This window comes from Paractinoplanes toevensis (assembly GCF_018332695.1).
Taxonomy (GTDB): Bacteria; Actinomycetota; Actinomycetes; order Mycobacteriales; family Micromonosporaceae; genus Actinoplanes; species Actinoplanes toevensis.
In genome coordinates this window covers 1-18,812 of the sequence record NZ_BOQN01000174.1, presented here as the reverse complement: position 1 = coordinate 18,812, position 18,812 = coordinate 1, and the positions used below count along the sequence as shown (strand labels likewise).

Sequence of the window (18,812 nt, the reverse complement as noted above, 5' to 3'; positions counted from 1 at the left end):
GTATGTCCGACCAGACCATCGCGACCGACAAACTGCGCATCGCCATCCTCGGTGGTGAGTACCTGCCGGGCGAACGCCTGGTCGAGGCCCAGTTGTGCGAGCGGCTCGGGGTGAGTCGCTTCAACGTGCGGGCGGCCATCCAGGAACTCGCGGCGGACGGCCTGGTGAAGGTCGAGCGCAACAAGGGCGCGCACGTCCGGAAGGTGTCGATCGACGAGGCCGTCGAGATCACCGAGGTGCGTATGGTGCTCGAGGGCCTGGTCGCGGCGCGGGCCGCGGCCAAGGTGACCGACGCACAGGCCAGCGAGCTGGACGAGATCGGGCTGCTGATGCGGCGGGCGGTCAGCGCCGGCGAGTTCCGCCGCTACAGCGACCTGAACTCGCGGCTGCACAGCCTGATCCGCGGCATCGCCGGACACAGCACCGCGGACGGGATCATCGAGACGCTGCGCGGGCAGCTGGTGCGGCACCAGTTCATGCTGTCGCTGCACCCCGGCCGTCCGGCGATCTCACTGCCTCAGCACGAGCGGATCATCGAGGCGATCCGGGAACGGGATCCGAAGGCCGCGGAGGACGCGATGCGCGCCCACATCGCCAGCGTCATCGAGGCGCTCCGCGACATGGATGCGGGGGAGACACGATGAGGATCGCGGTGCTCGGACTCGGCGAGGCCGGCGGCCTGATCTCGGCCGACCTGGCGGCGGCCGGCGCGGACGTACGCGGCTACGACCCTCGGGTCGACCCGCCCCCCGGAGTTGCCGGGTTCCCGAGCGCCGCCGAGGCGTGTGCCGGCGCGGCCCTGGTGCTCAGCCTCAACAGCGCCGCCGACGCCCCGGACGCGCTGGCCGAGGGGCTGCCCGGCTGCGAACCGGGCACGATCTGGGCCGACCTCAACACCGCTTCGCCGGGCGAGAAGGAAGCGCTGGTGGGGCCGGCGGGCGATCTCCGGCTGGTCGACGTGGCGATGATGGCACCGGTGCCCGGCCACGGCCTGCGCGTCCCGATGACCGCGAGCGGCCCGGCCGCCGCCGCGTTCGCCACGGCGATCGCCCCGTTCGGGGCGAAGGTCACCGTGCTGGACGGGCCGGTCGGCGCGGCCGCCACCCGGAAACTCCTGCGCAGCGTGTTCTACAAGGGACTGGCGGCGGCCGTCCTGGAGGCGACTGCCGCGGCCGAGGCGGCCGGTCTGTCCGACTGGCTGCGCGGCAACATCGCCGAAGAATTGGTCAAGGCGGATGCGGCGACGCTGGAACGCCTGCTCACCGGCTCGAAGACGCATGCCGTCCGCCGGATCCACGAGATGGAGGCGGCCGAGCGCCTGCTCGGCGACCTGGAGGTGCCGGCCCGGGTCACCCGGGCCGCCCGAGACTGGCTCGCCGACCTCGCCTAGCAGTGTTGTCACGATTGTTAACAATCTGTTCCGGGGTCGCTGACCCCTGCCATCTGGCGCTTCGCAACAGCTCTGCTAACGCCAGGCAAAATCGTTGACAATCCTGTAACCGAGGCTCTAGCGTTCCTGCAAGTGGCTCGGGACACACTGCGCCCTTCGGGCCGAGACATTGGTCTGCGTAACTGTAGATCCTTCGTGTTCGCGATCCGTACCAGTCAATTCCGACCAGTGGAAACATCCGGTTCCAATGACGTAGAGGTTGCTGAGAACCATGTTGAGAACACGGCTCATCGCTTTGTTTGCCGTAACCGCCCTGGCCGCGAGTGCGGCCGGCTGCGGCGGCTCCGACGATTCCTCCGACAACGGCTCCGCAGCCGGCGGTGCCGACAAGGTCAAGGTCGGGGTCATCCCGATCGTTGACGTGGCACCGATCTACCTCGGCAAGGCCAAGGGCTTCTTCACGAAGCAGAACATCGACCTCACGCTGGAGCAGGCCCAGGGCGGCGCGGCGATCGTGCCGGCCGTGGTCAGCGGGCAGTACCAGTTCGGCTTCAGCAACGTGGTCTCGCTGATGCTCGGCCAATCCAAGAACGTGCCGATCAAGGCGGTCGCCAACGGCAACAACGCCACCGCCGACCCGGCCAAGGACTTCAGCGGCCTGGTCGTCAAGGACCCGGCGATCACCCGCCCCAAGGACCTCGAGGGTAAGACGGTCGCCAGCAACACCTTGAAGAACATTGTGGACACCTCGGTGAAAGACCTGGTCCGCAAGGACGGCGGCGACCCGTCGAAGGTCAAGTTCGTCGAAATCGGGTTCCCCGACATGTCTGCGGCGCTCGACGCCGGCCGGGTGCAGGCGATCTTCGTGGTGGAGCCGTTCCTGGCCTCGGCCAAGGCCAAGGGCTGGAAGACGATCGGCTCGTTCGCCGCGGTCAGCCCGAACCTCACCATCTCGGCGTACTTCACCTCGGCCCAGTTGCTCGGCGAGAAGGCCGACCTGGCCAAGCGCTTCACCGAGGCCATGAAGGAGTCGCTGGCCTACGCCGACGCCCACCCCGACGAGGTGCGGCAGATCGTCACGACCTACACGACGATCAAGGCGGAGGCCGCGGCGCAGATGACGTTGCCGAAGTTCGCCAGTGACATCGACAAGACCTCGCTGGACACGATGAGCAGCATCCTGGTCCAGGAAGGCCTGCTCACGGCCCCGGCCGATACGGCGAAGCTGGTCCAGTGACGACCTCGCCACTCACCCTGCGTAGGGCCGGAGACTCTCCGGCCCTGCTCGGGCTGCTCGGGATCGTCGGATTCGCGGCGCTCCTGGAGATCCTGCCGCGGGTAGGCGTACTCAAAGCGGAGTATTTTCCGCCCACCAGCAAGATCATCGCGGCCCTGTTCGACGAGTTCGGCCGCGGTGGTTTCTGGCAGGCCGTGGTCGGCACGGTCACGACCTGGCTGATCGGGCTGGCGATCGCCGTCGTGGCCGGCATCGTGCTCGGCATCGTCATCGGGTCGGTGCCGGCGCTGCGGCTCGCCACCGCGTCCACCATTGAGTTCCTCCGGCCGATCCCGTCAGTGGCCCTGCTGCCGCTCGCGATCGTGCTGTTCAGCGCCCCGATCCGGTCAATCCTGCTGCTGGTCGTCTACGCCTCCTTCTGGCAGGTGCTGATCCAGGTGCTGCACGGCGTGACCGACGTCGACCCGGTCGCCCGGGAGACCGCGGCCTCCTACCGCCTGAACCGCTGGCGGCAGGCCCGCTACCTGGTCTGGCCGACCACCCTGCCCTACGCGATGACCGGCATCCGCCTGGCCGCCTCGGTGGCGCTGGTCCTCACCATCACCGGTGAGCTGCTGATCGGCGGCACGAAGGGCATCGGCGAGGAGATCGCCGTGGCGCAGAGCAGCATCGCGGTGCCGTCGATGTATGCGCTGATCGTCGTGTCCGGTCTCATCGGCCTGATCGCCAACCTGGCCACCCGCCGAGCCGAGCGCCTGGTGCTCGCCTGGCACCCCTCGGTGCGAAGGGAGCTCCCGCTATGAGTCGCGTCCTGAGCCGGACCGGCCTGCTGGTCGGTCTCCCGGTGGTCCTGCTGGTCACCTGGTGGTTCGCCAGCGCCGGCAGCAAGAGCTTCTACCAGCCCCCGCTGGAAACCATCATCAAGGTCTTCCCGGACACCTGGACCGGCGCCCGCTTCAAGAGCGACGTCTTCCCCAGCCTGATCCGGCTGTTCATCGGGTACGGCCTGGCCGTCCTGATCGGCATCACCCTCGGCGTGCTGATCGGCGCCAACCGCCGGCTGCGCTCGCTGCTCGAGCCGCTCCTGGAGTTCCTCCGGGCCATCCCGCCGCCGGTGCTCGTGCCGATCCTGATTCTCGTCGCCGGCATCGGAAACCCGACCAAGGTGCTGGTCATCGTGGTCGGCGGCCTCTGGCCGGTGCTGCTGAACACGGTCGAGGGGGTCCGCGGCGTCGACGAGGTGCTGTCCGACACCTGCCGCAGTTACCGCATCGGCGGCTGGCTCCGGCTGCGCACCTTCGTCCTGCGGGCGGCCAGTCCGCAGATCGTGGTCGGCGCTCGCCAGGCGCTGTCCATCAGCATCATCATGATGGTCATCGGCGAGCTGCTCGGCGCCACCAACGGCCTCGGCTACACGGTCGTCGAGTTCCAGCGCGGCTTCCAGATCCCCGAGATGTGGAGCGGCGTGTTCGTCCTGGGCCTGCTCGGCGTCCTGCTGTCGCTGGCCTTCACCCTCGTCGAGCGGCGAGTCCTGAACTGGTACCACGGCGCGCGCGCCGCCGAGCGCAGCGGTCACTAGGAGGTTTCGGTGCTGGAGATCAAGTCACTCCGCAAGACATACGGCGGCCAGGGCCGCACCGTCGAGGCGCTGCGCGACATCACGCTGACCGTCGAGGACGGCCAGTTCGTCTGCGTCGTCGGCCCGTCCGGCTGCGGCAAGACCACGCTGCTGCGCTGCCTCGGCGGCCTGCTCTCGCCGACCTCCGGCGAGGTCAAGGTCGCGGGACAAACGGTCACCGGTCCGCCGGACGGCTTGGCGATCGTCTTCCAGGAGTACGGGCGGAGCCTGTTCCCGTGGCTGCGGGTCGCCGAGAACATCGAGCTTCCACTGAAGTCCAAGGGCGTCGCCAAGGCCGAGCGCCGCCAGCTCGTCGACGAGTCACTGAAGGCGGTGGGTCTCGGCGACGCCGGCAAGGCGTACCCGTGGCAACTCTCCGGCGGCATGCAGCAGCGCGTCGCCATCGCCCGGGCGATCGCCTTCCAACCCAAGGTGCTGCTGATGGACGAGCCGTTCGCGGCCGTCGACGCGCAGACCCGGGCCGACCTGGAAGACCTCGTCCGCACGGTGTGGCAGCGGTTCGGCATGACCATGCTGTTCGTCACCCACGACATCGACGAGGCCGTCTATCTCGGTCAGCGGGTCGTGGTGCTCTCCGCGTCGCCGACCAGCGTGCTGGAAAACCTCGACATCGACCTGTCCGACGAGCGCGACCAGCTCAAGACGCGCTCCGAGGCGCGCTTCGTCGAATTGCGCTCGCACGTCTACGCCCGCATCCAGGAGGCGAAGGGCGTCGCCGCCGCTTAAGCGGCCGGCAGCGGGTGGGCCGGCTCGCCGACCACGGCGTGGATCACGTCGTCCAGGGTGATCACGCCGAGCGGCTGGCGGCCGTCGCTGACCAGCACGATGTGCAGGCGGTCGCGGCGCATGGCCAGCAGCAGATCGGCGAGCGTGCGGTTCGGCGGCACGGTGGCCAGCGGCCGGATGACGTCGGCCGGGATCGGCCGGCGGCGCTGCCCCGCCGCGTACCCCAGGATGTCCTTGACGTGCACGAAGCCCAGCACCCGCCGGGTCTCCCGCTGCACCACCGGGAAGCGGGACCGCCCGGTGCGGGTGGCCACCTCCTCGATGGTCGCCGGTGATGCGTCGTCGGCCACCGTCGTCACCCCCGACCAGGGGCGCAGCGTGTCGGCGGCGGTGCGGTCGTTGAGGCCCAGGGCGGCGTGGATGCGGGCGTACTGCTCCGAACCGAGCAGGCCCTCGCTGCGCGCCTGGGTGACCATGCCGGCCAGTTCCTCGGCCGTGAAGACGGTCTTCACCGAGTCGGTCGCCTCGATCTTCCACAGCTTCAGCACCGTCCGCGACGCCCAGCGCATCGCGTTGAGCAGCGGCTTGGTGCCGGTGCAGAAGGCCAGCATGAACGGGCCGAGGATGAGAGCCGACTGTTCCGGCCCGGCCAGCGTGATGTTCTTCGGCACCATCTCGCCGACCACCGTGTGCAGGAAGACCACCACGACCAGGGCCAGCACGAACGCGACCGGGTGGATCATGTTCTCGGGCAGGCCGATCGTCGTGAACGGACCCTCCAGCAGATGCGCGAGCGCCGGCTCGGCGAGCGCACCGAGACCGAGCGAGCAGATGGTGATGCCCAGTTGGGCACCCGCGATCATCAGCGGGATCTGGTTCATCGCGGAGAGAGCCCAGCGGGCGCGCTTGCTGGTGGCGGCGAGCGGTTCCAGAGCCGTACGCCGGGAGGCGATCAGCGAGAACTCGCCGCCCACGAAAAGCCCGTTGCCGAGCAGCAGCAGGATCGTGACCAGGATCTTAATCATCGGCGGGCTCCATCGGCGCCACGACCCGGACCTGCTCGACCCGATGCCGGTCGACCTCCATGACGGTGAACTCCCAGCCGTGGTCCATCAGTGACTCGCCCGCCACCGGGATGTGGCCGAGCCGGGCGAGCAGAAAGCCGGCCAGAGTTTCGTACGGCCCCTCGGGCAGCGCGAACCCGGTCTGCTCCATCAGCTCGTCCTCACGCAGCAGCCCGTCGACCACGAAGGTCTTCTCGCCGCCCGGTGCGGTCAGCTCCAGCGTTCCGGCCTCGTCGACCTCGGTGTCGTACTCGTCGGCGATCTCCCCGACCAACTCCTCGATCAGGTCCTCGACGGTGACCACGCCGTCGGTGCCGCCGTACTCGTCGACCACGATGGCCAGGTCGGCGTCGGCCGCCCGGAGGACCGCGAGCACCTTGTCGAGGCTGAGGCTCTCCGGCACGTACACCGGCTCCTTGGCGATGGTCGCGACGCGAGTCGCGGCACGTCGCTCGAGTGGCACCCCGAGGGCGTCCGGCACGCCGACCACCCCGGTGACCACGTCGATGGTGTTCTCGTAGACCGGGAACCGGGTGTGCCCGGTCTCCCGGGCCACCGCGATCAGGTCGGCGACGCTCGCCGTGGTCTTGAGCCCGACCACGTCGACCCGGGGCGTCATGGCCTTGGCCGCGCGTTTCTCGCCGAAGCGGATCGTCCGGCGCATCAGGGTGGCCGTCTCGTTGGGCAGCGCGCCGGCCCGGGCGCTGATCGCGGCGAGCAGGCCCAACTCCTCCGGGGAGCGGGCGCTGGCCAGCTCCTCCTGCGGCTCGATGCCGATCCGCCGGACCAGCCAGTTGGCCGAGCCGTTGAGGCCGGCGATCAGCCACCGGAAGATCTTGGAGAACGTACGCAGCGGCGCCGCGGTGGCCAGCGCGACCCGCATCGGCCGGGCGAGCGCCGCGTTCTTCGGCACCAGCTCGCCGAAGAGCATCGAGAGCAGGGTCGCCACGATCAGCGCGAGCGCGTGGGTGATCCCCTCGGTGGCGTCGCCGGCAATCGGCTCGATCAGCGGATCGAAAAGCTTGGACAGCGCCGGCTCGGCGAGGTAACCGGTGAGGATCGTGGCCAGGGTGATGCCGAGTTGGGTGCCGGAGAGCTGGAACGAAAGACCATGGAGTACGTGCTGGACCGTCCGGGCCCGCCGATCACCCTCCCGGGCGCGTTTGTCGATCTCGGCCCGGTCGACGGTGACCAACCCGAACTCGGCCGCCACGAAGAACGCGTTGGCCGCCGTGAGCAGCGCGAACGCCCCCAACGGGAGCACCGCGGTCACGAGCACTCCGTCCATGATCGGCTTCACCTCGGTCCTCATTGTGCCGGACCGCCCATGCACGTGCGTGAACACGGGTCCCGTGCGCCTCCGGCGGCTACCGTCAAGTCATGAGCCTTGCGGAGGAGTTCCTACTTCTGGCGTACGACGAGAGCGGCGCGCCGCTTACCGACGGCACGCACCTGGACAACGGACTCGGCGGGGCTCTCCTGCTGGAGTTGGCGCTGGCCGAGCGGGTCGACGTCGAGGACAAGCGGGTCGTGGTGCTCTCCGCGGAACCGACCGGTGACGCTCTGACCGATCAAGCTTTATCGATGATCGTCTCTTTGGACAAAACCCGTAAACCCGGTCATTGGATTACCAAGCTGTCCAAGCAGGCCCGGCCGCGGGTGCTGGAGAAGCTCGTCGCCGAGGGTGTGCTGACCGTCGAGAAGGATCGGGTGCTGTGGGTTTTCCCACGCACGCTGTACCCGCCGGCCACCGGTGAACTGCCCGCCGTCGAGGCCGAGGCCCGGGAACGCCTCCGTGCCGCCGTACTCGGCACCGGCCCGGTCGAGCCGCGCACGGCGGCGCTCTGCGCCCTGGTCGCCGCGACCGAGCTCGACCGCAAGGTGCTCGGCGACCTGGACCGCAAGCGGGTGACGGCCCGACTCAAGGAGATCGGCGAGGGTTCGTGGGCCGCCGACGCGGTCCGCAAGACGATCGAGGAGATCCAGGCCGCCGTAATGATCGCGATCATCGCCTCCACGACGGCGGCCACCGCCGGCTCGAGCGCCTAGACCTCCTGCTTGAGCGACCGGAGCAGCACCGTCGCGACGTCGACGACCTCGACGTTGTCCTGCTGGCCCTTGGCGGTCACGCCGTCGCCCACCATCGTGTAGCAGAACGGGCAGCCGACCGCGATCGTCTTGGCCCCGGTGGCCAGGGCCTCCTCGGTGCGCTCGATGTTGATCCGCTTGCCGATCTTCTCCTCCATCCACATGCGGGCACCGCCCGCGCCGCAGCAGAAGGAACGTTCGGAGTTACGCGGCATCTCCACGAGGTTCTTGGTGGATTCGCCGAGCACCTCACGGGGAGCGTCGAAGACCCGGTTGTGCCGGCCCAAATAGCACGGGTCGTGGTAGGTCACGTCACCCTCGATCGGCTGCACCGGGGTGAGCTTGCCCTCCTTGACCAGGTGGGCCAGCAGCTGGGTGTGGTGCACCACCTCGACCTTGAGGCCGAGCTGCTCGTACTCGTTGCCCAGGGTGTTGAAGCAGTGCGGGCAGGTCGCGACGATCTTCTTGACCTTCGCTTCCTGCAAAGTCTCGACATTCTGCTGGGCGAGCATCTGGAAGACGAACTCGTTACCGATCCGGCGGGCGGGGTCACCCGTACACGTCTCGCCCTCACCCAGAATGGCGTAATCGACGCCGGCCTCGTGCAGCAGCGTGGCCACCGCCCGGGTGGTCTTCTTGGCCCGGTCCTCGAACGCTCCGGCGCAACCGACCCAGAACAGGTACTCGAAGTCCTCGGCCTCGCCTGCTCTTTTGATCTCGAAATCGAGGCCCTTGGTCCAGTCCTCGCGGGTGTTCTGCGGCGCGCCCCACGGGTTGCCCTTGTTCTCCAGGTTGCGGAGCATGACGCCGGCCTCGGACGGGAAGCTCGACTCGATCAGCACCTGATAACGACGCATGTCGACGATGTGGTCGATGTGCTCGATGTCCACCGGGCACTGCTCGACGCAGGCGCCGCAGGTGGTGCACGACCACAGCACGTCCGGGTCGATGATCCCCTGCTCTTCCTCGGTGCCGATCAGCGGGCGGTTGCCCTCGGCCAAGGCGAGCACGTCCATGTGGGCGAGCTGGGCCTCGGTGGCCTTCTCCTCGCCGGTCAGGTCCTTACCGCCACCGCCCAGCAGATAGGGAGCCTTGGCGTAGGCGTTGTCGCGCAGCGAAAGGATCATGAGCTTCGGCGACAGCGGCTTACCGGTGTTCCAGGCCGGGCACTGCGACTGGCAGCGGCCGCACTCGGTGCAGGTGGAGAAGTCGAGCAGACCCTTCCAGGTGAACTGCTCGACCTGGGCGACGCCGAACTGGTCCTTCTCCGGGTCGGCCTCCTCGAAGTCGAGGGGCTTGCCCGCGCTCATCATCGGCTTGAGCGCGCCCAGGCCGGAACCGGCCGGCTTCTCCGGGCTGCGCTTGAAGAAGATGTTGAAGAACGCCAGGAAGCGGTGCCAGGCCACCCCCATGGTCGGGTTGAGCCCGATGGTGATCAGCCAGCCCATCGAGATGAACAGCTTGACCAGCGCGACCCACGTCGGCCCGTCTTCGGCCTTTGGGAGGAGCGAGCCGACGGCGTGGCTCAGCGGTGTCGCCCAGACCGGGAACTCGAACGTGTCATTGGCGACCTTGAAACCGCGAATCAAGAACCCGCACACCAGTACGCCGAGAATCACCGCCTCGACGAAGTAGGCCTGCCACATCGTCGAGCCCAGGAACCGGCTGCGCTTCGCCCGGTTCGCTTTCTGGCGCACATAGATCAGGTAGAGGATGCCGGCCAGACCGAGGATGCCGATCCACTCGGTGACGAAGCCGTAGACGATCCAGTGCCCGATGATCGGCAGCCCGCCCTCGGGGTCGACGACCTCGAAGTACGCCTCCACGACCAGCAGGAACAGGATCATGAAGGACACCATCACGAGCCAGTGGGCAGCACCGATCGTGCTCCACTTGAGCATCCGGGTGTGACCGAGCGTCTCGGTCAGCATCTTCTTCGTCCGGGTGCCCCGGTCGGTGAAGCGCTCCGGGGCCGGTTGGCCCAGCCGGATCACCGCCGTGATGGTCAGGACTGCACGTGCCGCCAGTACGACGGCCGTGATCGTGATGACGCCCGCCAGCACGGTAGCGATGATCTGCGCTATCCCCACGTTGGTGCCCTCCTCGAACGGCCGGTCCCGGCCCCATGTTACCCACGAGTAATAGATGGCCGCGCGCGGCGGGTCAAGTGGCGCCTTGTTTCGCCGGACTTTTTGTCAGGCGAAGAGCGCACCCCGCTCACAGCGCGGGATGCGCTCAATTCGGACGAAGATCACACTACCCGCAGTAAGCGGGCACCGGAGCTCAACGCCAGCGGGACAGAATGCCCAGCGAGGCGACCATGCATCCGAAGCCGACCGCGAGATTCCAGTACGACCACGACTCGACCGGCCACTTCTGCGAGGACAGGTAGTAGACGACGAGCCAAGCGATGCCGACCACGATCAGCGTCACTGCCGTGATCGGCAGCAGGATCGGACTCGGCTTCTTGGACGCGGCTGCGGCCGCCGCGGGACGGATGTCCGTCGGCGGGGTGTAGACCTTCTTCTTGCGAACCTGAGACTTCGGCACGGTGCTCTCCTGAAGGGCAACAAGTGGTGAACAACCCACCGCTGAGCGGCTCGAGATCCCCCGATTGCTGCCCGTGGCGAATACTGTTCGACAGCTAGCGTAGTCAAGGCGGCGCACAGACCGGCACCCGCCAGGCAAGGAAAATGCGCGAAGCGGAGTTTCAGGAGGATAGGCCCGTGGAATACACGACCGGCGCGCCTTCGTGGCGGCTCGTGTTGCGGCGTGCTCTGGGCGGCCTCCGCCCGCGCGGACGCACCCAGCGGACCCGCGGCTGGTCGGCCGTGGTCCCGCTGATCGCGCTGGCCGCCGGCCTGCTCTTCACCACCTCCGCCCGCACCGCCGACGGCACCCAACTCCGCGACGACCGTCGCCCGCAGCTGGCTCAGCTGATCGCCGACCGCAACGAACGGCACAAGGAACGCGAGAAAACCTTCGCCGACCTGCGCGCCGAGGTCGACGCCGACTCGGCCCGGCTGGCGGAGACCAACCTCCCGGTCAAGGAGGCTCGCGACAAAGCGGACGCGCTGCGCCCCCAGGCCGGCTTCACCGCACTCGCCGGCCCCGGCCTCACGGTCACCCTCAACGACTCCTCCCGCCGAGGCACCGACCTAGGCCCGAACGCCCCCGACAACGACGATCTTGTCGTCCACCAGGGTGACGTTCAAGCCGTCGTAAATGCCATGTGGGCAGGTGGGGCCGAGGCAATGTCGATCATGGATGTCCGCGTCATCTCGACCAGCGCGGTACGATGCGTCGGCAACACGCTGCTGCTACACGGCCAGGTCTTCTCTCCACCGTTCAAGATCACGGCGATTGGCGAACCCGAAGCAATGCGTCAAGCGTTGGAATCCGCGGAGGGAGTCCAACAATTCCGGGACGCCGTCGCTGATTTCGGCCTCGGCTACACGGAAACCGTCGAGAGGAACGTGACTGTGCGGGCGTACGACGGATCGAGTGATCTCCGATCCGCGCGAGTGGCCGAGTAATGGCTCCGGACAACTCCGCGGCCGCCAACTCGGGTCGCCACCGCGCCCCCGACGCCGAAGCCCAGACGGCGTACATCCCGCGCATAACCGACGCGTCCCCCGACGGAGTGCCCGGCGGCCCACTGGCCCCACCGATCGGCCTGGGCGGCACCCCCACACCACCGTCGGCCACGTTCCCGCCGCCCGAGCCGTCCCCGGCCGCGTACTCCGCCACGCCGCAGCCGACCGCCCTGCCGCCCACTCCGCCGCCGGCGGCCGCCAATCGCCCGCAGAGCCCCGCCGCGCGCCCGGGCGAGCAGCCGCTACGGCAGCCACAGTCGGCGCCCTCACCCGCCGCGCCGCACTCGCCCGCGCCACCTCCAGCCGGCCCGCAGTCCGCCGCGCCGCAGTCGGCCATGCCGCACTCCGCCGCGCCGCAGTCGGCCATGCCGCACTCCGCCGCGCCGTATCCGGGCGCGCCGCACTCCGCCGCACCGTATCCAGGCACGCCGCAATCGGCCGCGCCGTATCCAGGCACGCCGCAGCTGGCCGCGCCGCACCCGGCCGCGTCCAGCCCGGCCGGGACGCGCCCGGCCGTGGCTGCGCCGCCGGTCGCGCCTGCGACCCCCTCTGCGGCGGAAACCGCCGTGATCAGCACCGACGAGGCCGTCGAGCGACGCATTTCCGCCGCCCGCGGCGACTTCGCGCGGCCCGCTTCCCCCGGTCCCACTGGTTCGACTATCCCAGCCGGACCGTCCCGATCGACCGCTTCGCCGGAATTCGCAGGCCAGCCGCCGATCGCCGCGGCCCCGCCTTCCGGCGCCCACACAAGGGCCATGCCCAGCCTCGGTGCCCCGCCCGGCATCGGCGGCTTCGCACCCGGCAGCCCCAGCAGCGCAGCACCCAGCAGAGCCGGCGACACAGGATCCGACAGGCCCGGCGGCGCCGCACCCGGCAACCTGGGCGGCGCCGCACCCGGCAGCCTTGGCGGCGCCGCACCCGGCAACCTTGGCGGCCCTGTGTCCAGCGGTCTCGGCGGCGCCACATCCGGCGCTTCGCTCGGCCCCGGCGGCCTAGCTGCCGGTGCCCCGCGGACAGCCACGCCCGGTCCCAGCAGCCTGGCGGCTGCCGCTCCGCGCGCCGAGACGGCCGAAGAGGTGCACGCGGCAGCGTTGGCGGCTCGTCGCCGCGCCCCCGAGCTGCCACCAGCCGCAACGGCCAGCGACAATGCGTTCGACTTCTTCGCCGCCGCCGAGCATTCGTCCCCGCCTGCAGCCGAGCAGCCACGCCGGGCCGTCACAGCCGCGCAGCCCGAGGCACCCCGCCGCGAAGCTCCCTTCACCCAGCCCGGCTACCCAAGCCAGCCCGAGGCCCGCACGAACGGCTACGCCGCGGCTCAGGCACCCTCCGCCCAGGTCGAGGCCCGCACGAACATCCACGCCGCGGCTCAGGCACCCTCCGCCCAAGTCGACGCCCGCACGAACACCCACGCCGCGGCTCAGGCACCTTCCACTCAAGTCGACGCCCGCGCGAACACCCACGCCGCGGCTCAGGCACCTTCCACCCAGGTCGAGGCCCGCACGAACGGCTACGCCGGCGCCCAGAGCCTCCCGGACCGGGTCGAAGCCCGCGCGAACGGCTACGCCGGCGCCCAGGTCGGCGATTTCGGCGGCGCCCGCGCGAACGGCCACGGCGTGAACGGCCAAGCCGCCGACCCGACCAACGGCCACAGCCTCCCGTGGCGCTCGCCCGAACCCGCCGAGACCTACCCAGCGGCTCGTTCCACCCCACCGGCCGAGGCTTTCCCAGATGCCCGGTCGGCCCAGCCCGCCGACGCTTTCGCGGCGCTTCGCCCGACGCAGCCCGCCGACGCCTTCGCGGCTGTTCGCCCGACGCAGCAGGCGGACCCTTTCGCAGCGCTTCGCCCGACGCGACCGGCCGATGCCCTCCCGGCAACGCGCCCCAGCCAGCCGGCCGATACTTTCCCGGCAACACGGTCGAGCCAGCCGGCGGAAGCCTTCCCGGCAGCCCGCTCGACCCAACCGGCTGAGACCTTCGCCGCAGGTCGGTCGGCCCAGGGCGCCGGCTTCGCGGGCGATCCGACCGCCGCATACCCGGCTCGAAGCACCTCGCCGAACAGCACATCCCCGGCCAGCATCTCTCCGGCCGGCAACTTCCCGGTCAGTACCTCTCCGGCCAGCACCTTCCCGGCCAACACCTCTTCGGCCGGCACTTTCCCGGCCAACACCTCTCCGGCCGGCGCCTACGCGATGCCGCCGACTCGGCCGGCCGGTCTTCCCGGCGACCCCCTCGGCGGCCAGGCCCCCGGCACTCAGCGCGCGGACACGGCGAAGGCCCCGCCGATGTTCCCCGGACTGCCGCAGGATCCGAGCGCGACGGCCGTCATCCGTACCACTGATGCGCCCACCGGCGTACTCCCCGCGGTGAAACCCAGAGAGACCACCTCGCTGGCGGCGGTGAAAGAACCCACCGCTCTCATGGCGGCCGTGCCCGGCCTTGCGGCGAAGGCCGCAAAGGCCGGCGCCGACCCCGACGCCGTCCTCGGCGCGGCCGAGGCCCCTCCGGTACGCCCGGGCGGCCCCGACAGAACTCCGGAACCGGTTGACGAGGGCGACGACTTGAAGCCGAAGCGCGGCGAGCGTGTGGTGAAGCTGCGGCCCGAGCAGACCGATGAGGGCTACAAAAGCGTGTATTCCGAGCTCACGAGGCCGACGGTCGGTTCGCGGATCCGGGCGGGTGTTCGGTTCTCCGGCGAGCTGATGATCACGTTCGGGTTGATCATCCTGTTGTTCGCGGGTTACGAGGTGTTCGGTAACTCGGCGAAGGTGCAGGACGAGCAGGATGCGCTGGCCGATGAGCTCAGCCAGCAGTGGAGCGACCCGACCGTGGCGCCGACGACGGCCGTGAAGGGTCCGGCCGCGCCCGGCAACGGGCTGGTCGGCCGGCTCTACATCCCGAAGCTCGACAAGGAGTGGGTGGTCGTCAACGGTGTCCGGCCGCACGACATCAAGTACGCGCCCGGCCACTACCCGGACACCGCGCTGCCCGGCCAGGTCGGCAACTTCTCGGTGGCCGGTCACCGGATCCGGAAGATCTTCTGGCGACTCGACGAGCTGAAGCCGGGTGACGTGATCGGCGTCGAGACCAAGGACTACTGGTACGTCTACAAGGTCTACGGCCACGAGGTCGTGAAGCCGAGCGCCGTCGAGGTGGTCGCCCCGGTTCCCGACAAGCCGGGCGTGAAAGCGACGAAGGCCCTGCTCACGCTGACCACGTGCAACCCGAAGTTCAACAACTACCAGCGGCTGATCGTGCACGCCGAGCTGGCCTCGAAGGTGCCGCGCAACCAATCCCTGGCCGACGCCGGCATGCCGGCCGAGATGAAGACGAAGGCGTAGGCGCGATGTACGCCTGGATTTGGCGCAAGCTCCCGTTCGGCATCTGGGGGAAGCTGACCGGCTCGCTCGGCCTGATCGTCGCGACCGGCGCCCTGCTCTGGTATGTGGTTTTCCCCTGGGCGACCCCGCTGCTGCCGTTCGACGACGTGCAGGTGGGCTCGGGCACCGAGCAGGGCCCGGCTCAGGAGGACCCGAACGTCATCTCGTCGAACAATGTCGACGGTCCGGACGAGATCCCCTACAGCACCGAGTCGAACGCTCCGCACCCCTCAACCTCCCCCTCGAAGTCGAAGGCCGCTCTCCCAGGTGACTGACGTGCGCATTCTCGTTATCGACAACTACGACTCGTTCGTCTTCAACCTGGTGCAGTACCTGGGCCAGCTCGGCGCCGAATGCGAGGTGCGGCGCAACGACGAGATCTCGGTCGCCGACGTCGGCACCTTCGGCGCCGCCGGCATTCTGCTTTCGCCGGGGCCGGGCACGCCGCAGCGGGCCGGCATCATGATGGAGGCAATTCAGGCGTACGCCGGGAAGGTCCCGATGTTCGGCGTGTGCCTGGGGCATCAGGCGATCGGCGCCGCCTTCGGTGCGACGGTGACCCGCGCCCCGGAGCTGCTGCACGGCAAGACGTCCGAGGTGCACCACACCGGTGCGGGCGTGCTGACCGGCCTGCCCGAACCGTTCACCGCGACCCGCTACCACTCGCTGGCGGTCCTGCCCGAGACCCTGCCGGACGAGATCGAGGTGACCGGCCGCACCGAGTCGGGCGTGGTGATGGCGATGCGCCACCGCACGCTGCCGATCGAGGGCGTGCAGTTCCACCCGGAATCGGTGCTCACCGAGGGCGGTCACACCATGCTGGCGAACTGGCTGGCCTCCTGCGGGCTGCCGTCGGCGCTGGAGAAGGCTCCGCCGCTGGCCGCCGAGGTGGAAACCCGGCGGCGAGCGGCGTTCGCCTCAGCCTGACGCGCTAGTCGTCCTGCCGGACGACGGCCAGGGCCTCGTCGACCACCCCGCCGGCACCGTTACCGCCGTTGCCCGGCGTCTCGGTGTCGGTCGGCGACGGGTCGCCGCTCGGTTCCAGGTCGCCCACCACCGTGATGGTGACCTTGTCACCCTTCTCGACCGTGGCACCGGCCTTCGGGTCCTGGCCGATGACGGTTCCGGGGACCTGGGCCGGGTCGGTGGCCGGGACGGTCTTCTGCGAGACGTTGAAGGGGCCGGCCTGTTCGAGCAGGGCCAGAGCGGTGTCCAGGGTCTGGTCGGTCACCTTCGGCATCTTGACCTTGTTGGCCTTGGAGATGCTGACTGTGATCTTGGTGCCCGGGTCGACCTTCTCGCCCTTTTTCTCGACATCGGTCACGGTGTCGACCTGCTGCGAGCTACTGACCTGCTTGAACTCGGGCACCAGGCCGAGGGCGGTGAGCTGGTCCAGGGCGTTCTGCTTGGTGCCGCCGATCAGGTTGGTCGGCACGGTGACCTTCTCCGGCGCGTTGCAGATCTGGTAGCTGATCGTCTGGTCCTCGGGAACCGTCGCGTTCGGCTGCGGGTCCTGTTTAACGATCTTGCCGGTGCAGTCGTCGCCGGTGGTCGGCGCCTCGGGCGAGATGTTGTTCAGGTTCAGCGCCTTGAGGGCCGCCCGCGCCTGCGCGTCGGTCTTGCCCTCGAGGTTGGGCATGGTGTGCGTGGCGGCCTGCTGCTGCCCGTCGCCGGTCTTGTCGTCGTTGCGGGACATCGCCAGCGCGACACCGAGCACGACCACGACCAGCACACCGAGGGCCGCCAGCGCCGCCATGACCCAGGACGAGGACTTCCGTTCCGGCTGCGGCGGCATGCCATCGATCGGGCGCTGCATGGTGGTGGCGGCCTGCGGCTGCCACTGCCGGGTCGCCTGACCCTGCATCGCCATCGTCTCGGCCTGGCTCATCACCGGGGTGGCCAGCACCGGACGGCCGGAGACGGCGCGCAGCGCGTCGGCGCGCATCTCCTGGGCGCTCTGATACCGGTTCATCGGGTTCTTGGCGAGGGCCTTCAGGACGATCGCGTCGACGTCCCGGCTCACCTCGTGGTTGACGTCGCTCGGCGCCTTCGGCTCTTCGCGGACGTGCTGGTAGGCCACGCTGACCGGGCTGTCGCCGACGAACGGCGGGTGCCCGACGAGCAGTTCGAACAGGACACAGCCGGCCGCGTACACATCGGAGCGGGCGTCGACGGACTCGCCGCGCGCCTGCTCGGGGGAAAGGTATTGGGCCGTGCCGATCACCGCGCTGGTCTGCGTCATGGTGGTCGCGCCGCTGGCCAGGGCCCGCGCGATACCGAAGTCCATGACCTTGACCTGGCCGTTCTGCGTGATCATCACGTTGCCGGGCTTGATGTCCCGGTGAATGATCCCGTGCCGGTGGCTGAACTCCAGGGCCGCGCAGATGTCGGCGATGATCTCGAGCGCCCGGCGCTGCTGAAGCCGCTGCTCCTGGGCGAGAACTTCCTTGAGGGTCCGTCCGTTGACGAACTCCATCACGATGAACGGCAGTTTTTCGCCGGTCGACGAGATCTCCTCGCCGGTGTCGTAGACGGCGACGATCGCCGGGTGGTTGAGGGCCGCGGAGTTCTGCGCCTCGCGCCGGAATCGTTCCTGGAAGGTCGCGTCGCGGGCAAGGTCGGTGCGCAGCATCTTGATGGCCACGTCACGGCCCAGCCGGAGGTCACGTCCTCGGTGCACCTCGGCCATTCCGCCGTAGCCCAATAGCTCGCCGACCTGGTACCTGCCACCGAGCAGGCGGGCCTGCGCCGTCATAGCGTCTGTCGTCCTTCGTTAGCACGGTTCCAGCCGGGTTTCGCGCCGGTCTGTCTGGTTAGACGGTACGACGCCGCCGACGGTTCACTGTCGGCGGTGCCCTTCTGGGCGACAGCCACCGACACCGGCCGGTCACTCATGGCGTTGTTGCCCTGCTTGTAGAGGAATGAGATGACCCCGGCACACAGCAGGACCAACAGCGCGAGGACGACGGCGAGCACGATGAGTACCTGCCGGCCGGCCGAGCTCTCCGGCTTCGCCGACGGCATCGGCTGCGCCTGCGCCGGCCGGGGAGCGGCGTACGGCGGGCGGTACGGCTGCGGCTGGGGCTGCTGCTGAATCGGCGGCCCGGAGGGTACGGAGGCGGCGCCGCGCGCGCCCGAGGTGGGTCGCGGCACCGGAGGGTACGGCGGACGAGCGCTGCCGCTGATCGGTGCGCCCGGGATCGGGCCGGCCGCCGGACTGGCCGATGCGGACGTGCGAGCCGGCTGACCCGCCGGCTGCTGTGACGTGGTGGCCAGCGCCGACGCGGCCTGCCGGGCCACCGCGGCCATCGCCGAGGCGGACGGCCAGCGGGCACCCGGGTCCTTGGCCAGCGCGCGGTCCACGATGGCGCGCACCGAGGGCGGGATGTCGGCGGGCAGCGGCCGCGGCGTCTCCCGGACGTGCTTCATGGCGATCTCGATCGGGGTGGCACCGTCGAACGGCCGGTGCCCGGAGAGGCACTGGTAGGCGACCACGCCCAGGGCGTAGACGTCGGAGGCGGCCGTGGCGCCCTCACCGGAGGCCTGCTCCGGCGAGATGTACGAAGCGGTGCCCAGCACCGACCCGGCCACCGTCAGCTGGCCGACGAGGGCCGACCGGGCGATGCCGAAGTCGGTGAGCACCAGCGTGCCGTTCGGGCGGACCAGCAGGTTGCCGGGTTTCACGTCGCGGTGCA

17 protein-coding genes are annotated in these 18,812 nt (G+C 69.5%); 11 read left to right on the top strand and 6 right to left on the bottom strand.

The window, feature by feature from the left end:
* Positions 1-2: 2 nt before the first annotated feature.
* From Ato02nite_RS48945 to Ato02nite_RS48920, 6 genes are all read left to right on the top strand, one after another.
* Positions 3-644, top strand: a complete 642-nt coding sequence (locus tag Ato02nite_RS48945) for a GntR family transcriptional regulator (RefSeq protein ID WP_213013602.1) — start codon at positions 3-5, stop codon at positions 642-644.
* Positions 641-1,390: a DUF1932 domain-containing protein gene (locus tag Ato02nite_RS48940; RefSeq protein ID WP_213013601.1), complete on the top strand. Its 750-nt coding sequence runs from the start codon at positions 641-643 to the stop codon at positions 1,388-1,390. Before Ato02nite_RS48945 ends, Ato02nite_RS48940 begins: the two co-directional genes overlap by 4 nt.
* A 271-nt stretch (positions 1,391-1,661) precedes the next feature.
* A complete protein-coding gene (locus Ato02nite_RS48935) occupies positions 1,662-2,627 on the top strand; it encodes an ABC transporter substrate-binding protein (protein ID WP_246608217.1) in 966 nt (321 codons plus the stop codon).
* Positions 2,624-3,430 (top strand): ABC transporter permease, encoded by an 807-nt coding sequence (locus Ato02nite_RS48930; protein WP_213013600.1) that lies wholly within the window; start codon positions 2,624-2,626, stop codon positions 3,428-3,430. The genes Ato02nite_RS48935 and Ato02nite_RS48930 overlap by 4 nt, the downstream gene beginning before the upstream one ends.
* Entirely contained in the window at positions 3,427-4,206 is a 780-nt protein-coding gene (locus Ato02nite_RS48925; protein ID WP_213013599.1) for an ABC transporter permease, read from the top strand. The genes Ato02nite_RS48930 and Ato02nite_RS48925 overlap by 4 nt, the downstream gene beginning before the upstream one ends.
* Before the next feature lie 9 nt (positions 4,207-4,215).
* Positions 4,216-4,992: an ABC transporter ATP-binding protein gene (locus tag Ato02nite_RS48920; protein WP_213013598.1), complete on the top strand. Its 777-nt coding sequence runs from the start codon at positions 4,216-4,218 to the stop codon at positions 4,990-4,992.
* Here Ato02nite_RS48920 and Ato02nite_RS48915 read toward each other — a convergent pair.
* Entirely contained in the window at positions 4,989-6,017 is a 1,029-nt protein-coding gene (locus Ato02nite_RS48915) for a hemolysin family protein (protein WP_213013597.1), read from the bottom strand. The two genes, Ato02nite_RS48920 and Ato02nite_RS48915, sit on opposite strands and share 4 nt — an antisense overlap.
* A complete protein-coding gene (locus tag Ato02nite_RS48910; protein WP_213013596.1) occupies positions 6,010-7,344 on the bottom strand; it encodes a hemolysin family protein in 1,335 nt (444 codons plus the stop codon). Before Ato02nite_RS48910 ends, Ato02nite_RS48915 begins: the two co-directional genes overlap by 8 nt.
* Before the next feature lie 92 nt (positions 7,345-7,436).
* Here Ato02nite_RS48910 and Ato02nite_RS48905 point away from each other — a divergent pair, with 92 nt between their 5' ends.
* Positions 7,437-8,105: a GOLPH3/VPS74 family protein gene (locus Ato02nite_RS48905; protein ID WP_213013595.1), complete on the top strand. Its 669-nt coding sequence runs from the start codon at positions 7,437-7,439 to the stop codon at positions 8,103-8,105.
* Here the strand turns inward: Ato02nite_RS48905 and Ato02nite_RS48900 are convergent.
* Both Ato02nite_RS48900 and Ato02nite_RS48895 read right to left on the bottom strand, forming a co-directional pair.
* Positions 8,102-10,234: a (Fe-S)-binding protein gene (locus tag Ato02nite_RS48900; RefSeq protein WP_213013594.1), complete on the bottom strand. Its 2,133-nt coding sequence runs from the start codon at positions 10,232-10,234 to the stop codon at positions 8,102-8,104. The two genes, Ato02nite_RS48905 and Ato02nite_RS48900, sit on opposite strands and share 4 nt — an antisense overlap.
* Before the next feature lie 193 nt (positions 10,235-10,427).
* A complete protein-coding gene (locus Ato02nite_RS48895; protein WP_213013593.1) occupies positions 10,428-10,694 on the bottom strand; it encodes a cell division protein CrgA in 267 nt (88 codons plus the stop codon).
* Positions 10,695-10,870: 176 nt separating this feature from the next.
* Here Ato02nite_RS48895 and Ato02nite_RS48890 point away from each other — a divergent pair, with 176 nt between their 5' ends.
* Genes Ato02nite_RS48890 through Ato02nite_RS48875 form a run of 4 tightly spaced genes read left to right on the top strand, consistent with a single transcriptional unit; the run spans position 10,871 to position 16,044 of the window.
* Positions 10,871-11,680, top strand: a complete 810-nt coding sequence (locus tag Ato02nite_RS48890) for a DUF881 domain-containing protein (protein WP_213013592.1) — start codon at positions 10,871-10,873, stop codon at positions 11,678-11,680.
* A complete protein-coding gene (locus Ato02nite_RS52375; RefSeq protein WP_246608216.1) occupies positions 11,680-15,078 on the top strand; it encodes a class E sortase in 3,399 nt (1,132 codons plus the stop codon). The genes Ato02nite_RS48890 and Ato02nite_RS52375 overlap by 1 nt, the downstream gene beginning before the upstream one ends.
* 5 nt (positions 15,079-15,083) lie before the next feature.
* Positions 15,084-15,392, top strand: coding sequence for a hypothetical protein (locus Ato02nite_RS48880; RefSeq protein WP_213013591.1), 309 nt, complete (start codon positions 15,084-15,086; stop codon positions 15,390-15,392).
* 1 nt (position 15,393) lies between these two features.
* Positions 15,394-16,044 (top strand): aminodeoxychorismate/anthranilate synthase component II, encoded by a 651-nt coding sequence (locus Ato02nite_RS48875; RefSeq protein ID WP_213013590.1) that lies wholly within the window; start codon positions 15,394-15,396, stop codon positions 16,042-16,044.
* Positions 16,045-16,048: 4 nt separating this feature from the next.
* Here Ato02nite_RS48875 and pknB read toward each other — a convergent pair whose 3' ends face one another.
* Both pknB and Ato02nite_RS48865 read right to left on the bottom strand, forming a co-directional pair.
* The gene (gene pknB / locus Ato02nite_RS48870; protein WP_213013589.1) at positions 16,049-17,872 is read right to left on the bottom strand and encodes a Stk1 family PASTA domain-containing Ser/Thr kinase; all 1,824 of its coding nucleotides are present in this window, start codon (positions 17,870-17,872) and stop codon (positions 16,049-16,051) included.
* Positions 17,869-18,812, bottom strand: a 944-nt coding sequence (locus tag Ato02nite_RS48865; RefSeq protein WP_213013588.1) for a protein kinase domain-containing protein, incomplete at its 5' end; no start/stop codon positions are given. The genes Ato02nite_RS48865 and pknB, both read right to left, overlap by 4 nt.

Excerpts from the sequence above, each read along its gene's own strand:
- Ato02nite_RS48945 (WP_213013602.1), top strand. The coding sequence starts at position 3 with ATGTCCGACCAGACCATCGCGACCGACAAACTGCGCATCGCCATCCTC.
- Ato02nite_RS52375 (WP_246608216.1), top strand. The coding sequence starts at position 11,680 with ATGGCTCCGGACAACTCCGCGGCCGCCAACTCGGGTCGCCACCGCGCC.
- Ato02nite_RS48880 (WP_213013591.1), top strand. The coding sequence starts at position 15,084 with ATGTACGCCTGGATTTGGCGCAAGCTCCCGTTCGGCATCTGGGGGAAG.
- pknB (WP_213013589.1), bottom strand. The coding sequence starts at position 17,872 with ATGACGGCGCAGGCCCGCCTGCTCGGTGGCAGGTACCAGGTCGGCGAG.
- Ato02nite_RS48905 (WP_213013595.1), top strand. The coding sequence starts at position 7,437 with ATGAGCCTTGCGGAGGAGTTCCTACTTCTGGCGTACGACGAGAGCGGC.
- Ato02nite_RS48915 (WP_213013597.1), bottom strand. The coding sequence starts at position 6,017 with ATGATTAAGATCCTGGTCACGATCCTGCTGCTGCTCGGCAACGGGCTT.
- Ato02nite_RS48910 (WP_213013596.1), bottom strand. The coding sequence starts at position 7,344 with ATGGACGGAGTGCTCGTGACCGCGGTGCTCCCGTTGGGGGCGTTCGCG.
- Ato02nite_RS48925 (WP_213013599.1), top strand. The coding sequence starts at position 3,427 with ATGAGTCGCGTCCTGAGCCGGACCGGCCTGCTGGTCGGTCTCCCGGTG.
- Ato02nite_RS48935 (WP_246608217.1), top strand. The coding sequence starts at position 1,662 with ATGTTGAGAACACGGCTCATCGCTTTGTTTGCCGTAACCGCCCTGGCC.
- Ato02nite_RS48940 (WP_213013601.1), top strand. The coding sequence starts at position 641 with ATGAGGATCGCGGTGCTCGGACTCGGCGAGGCCGGCGGCCTGATCTCG.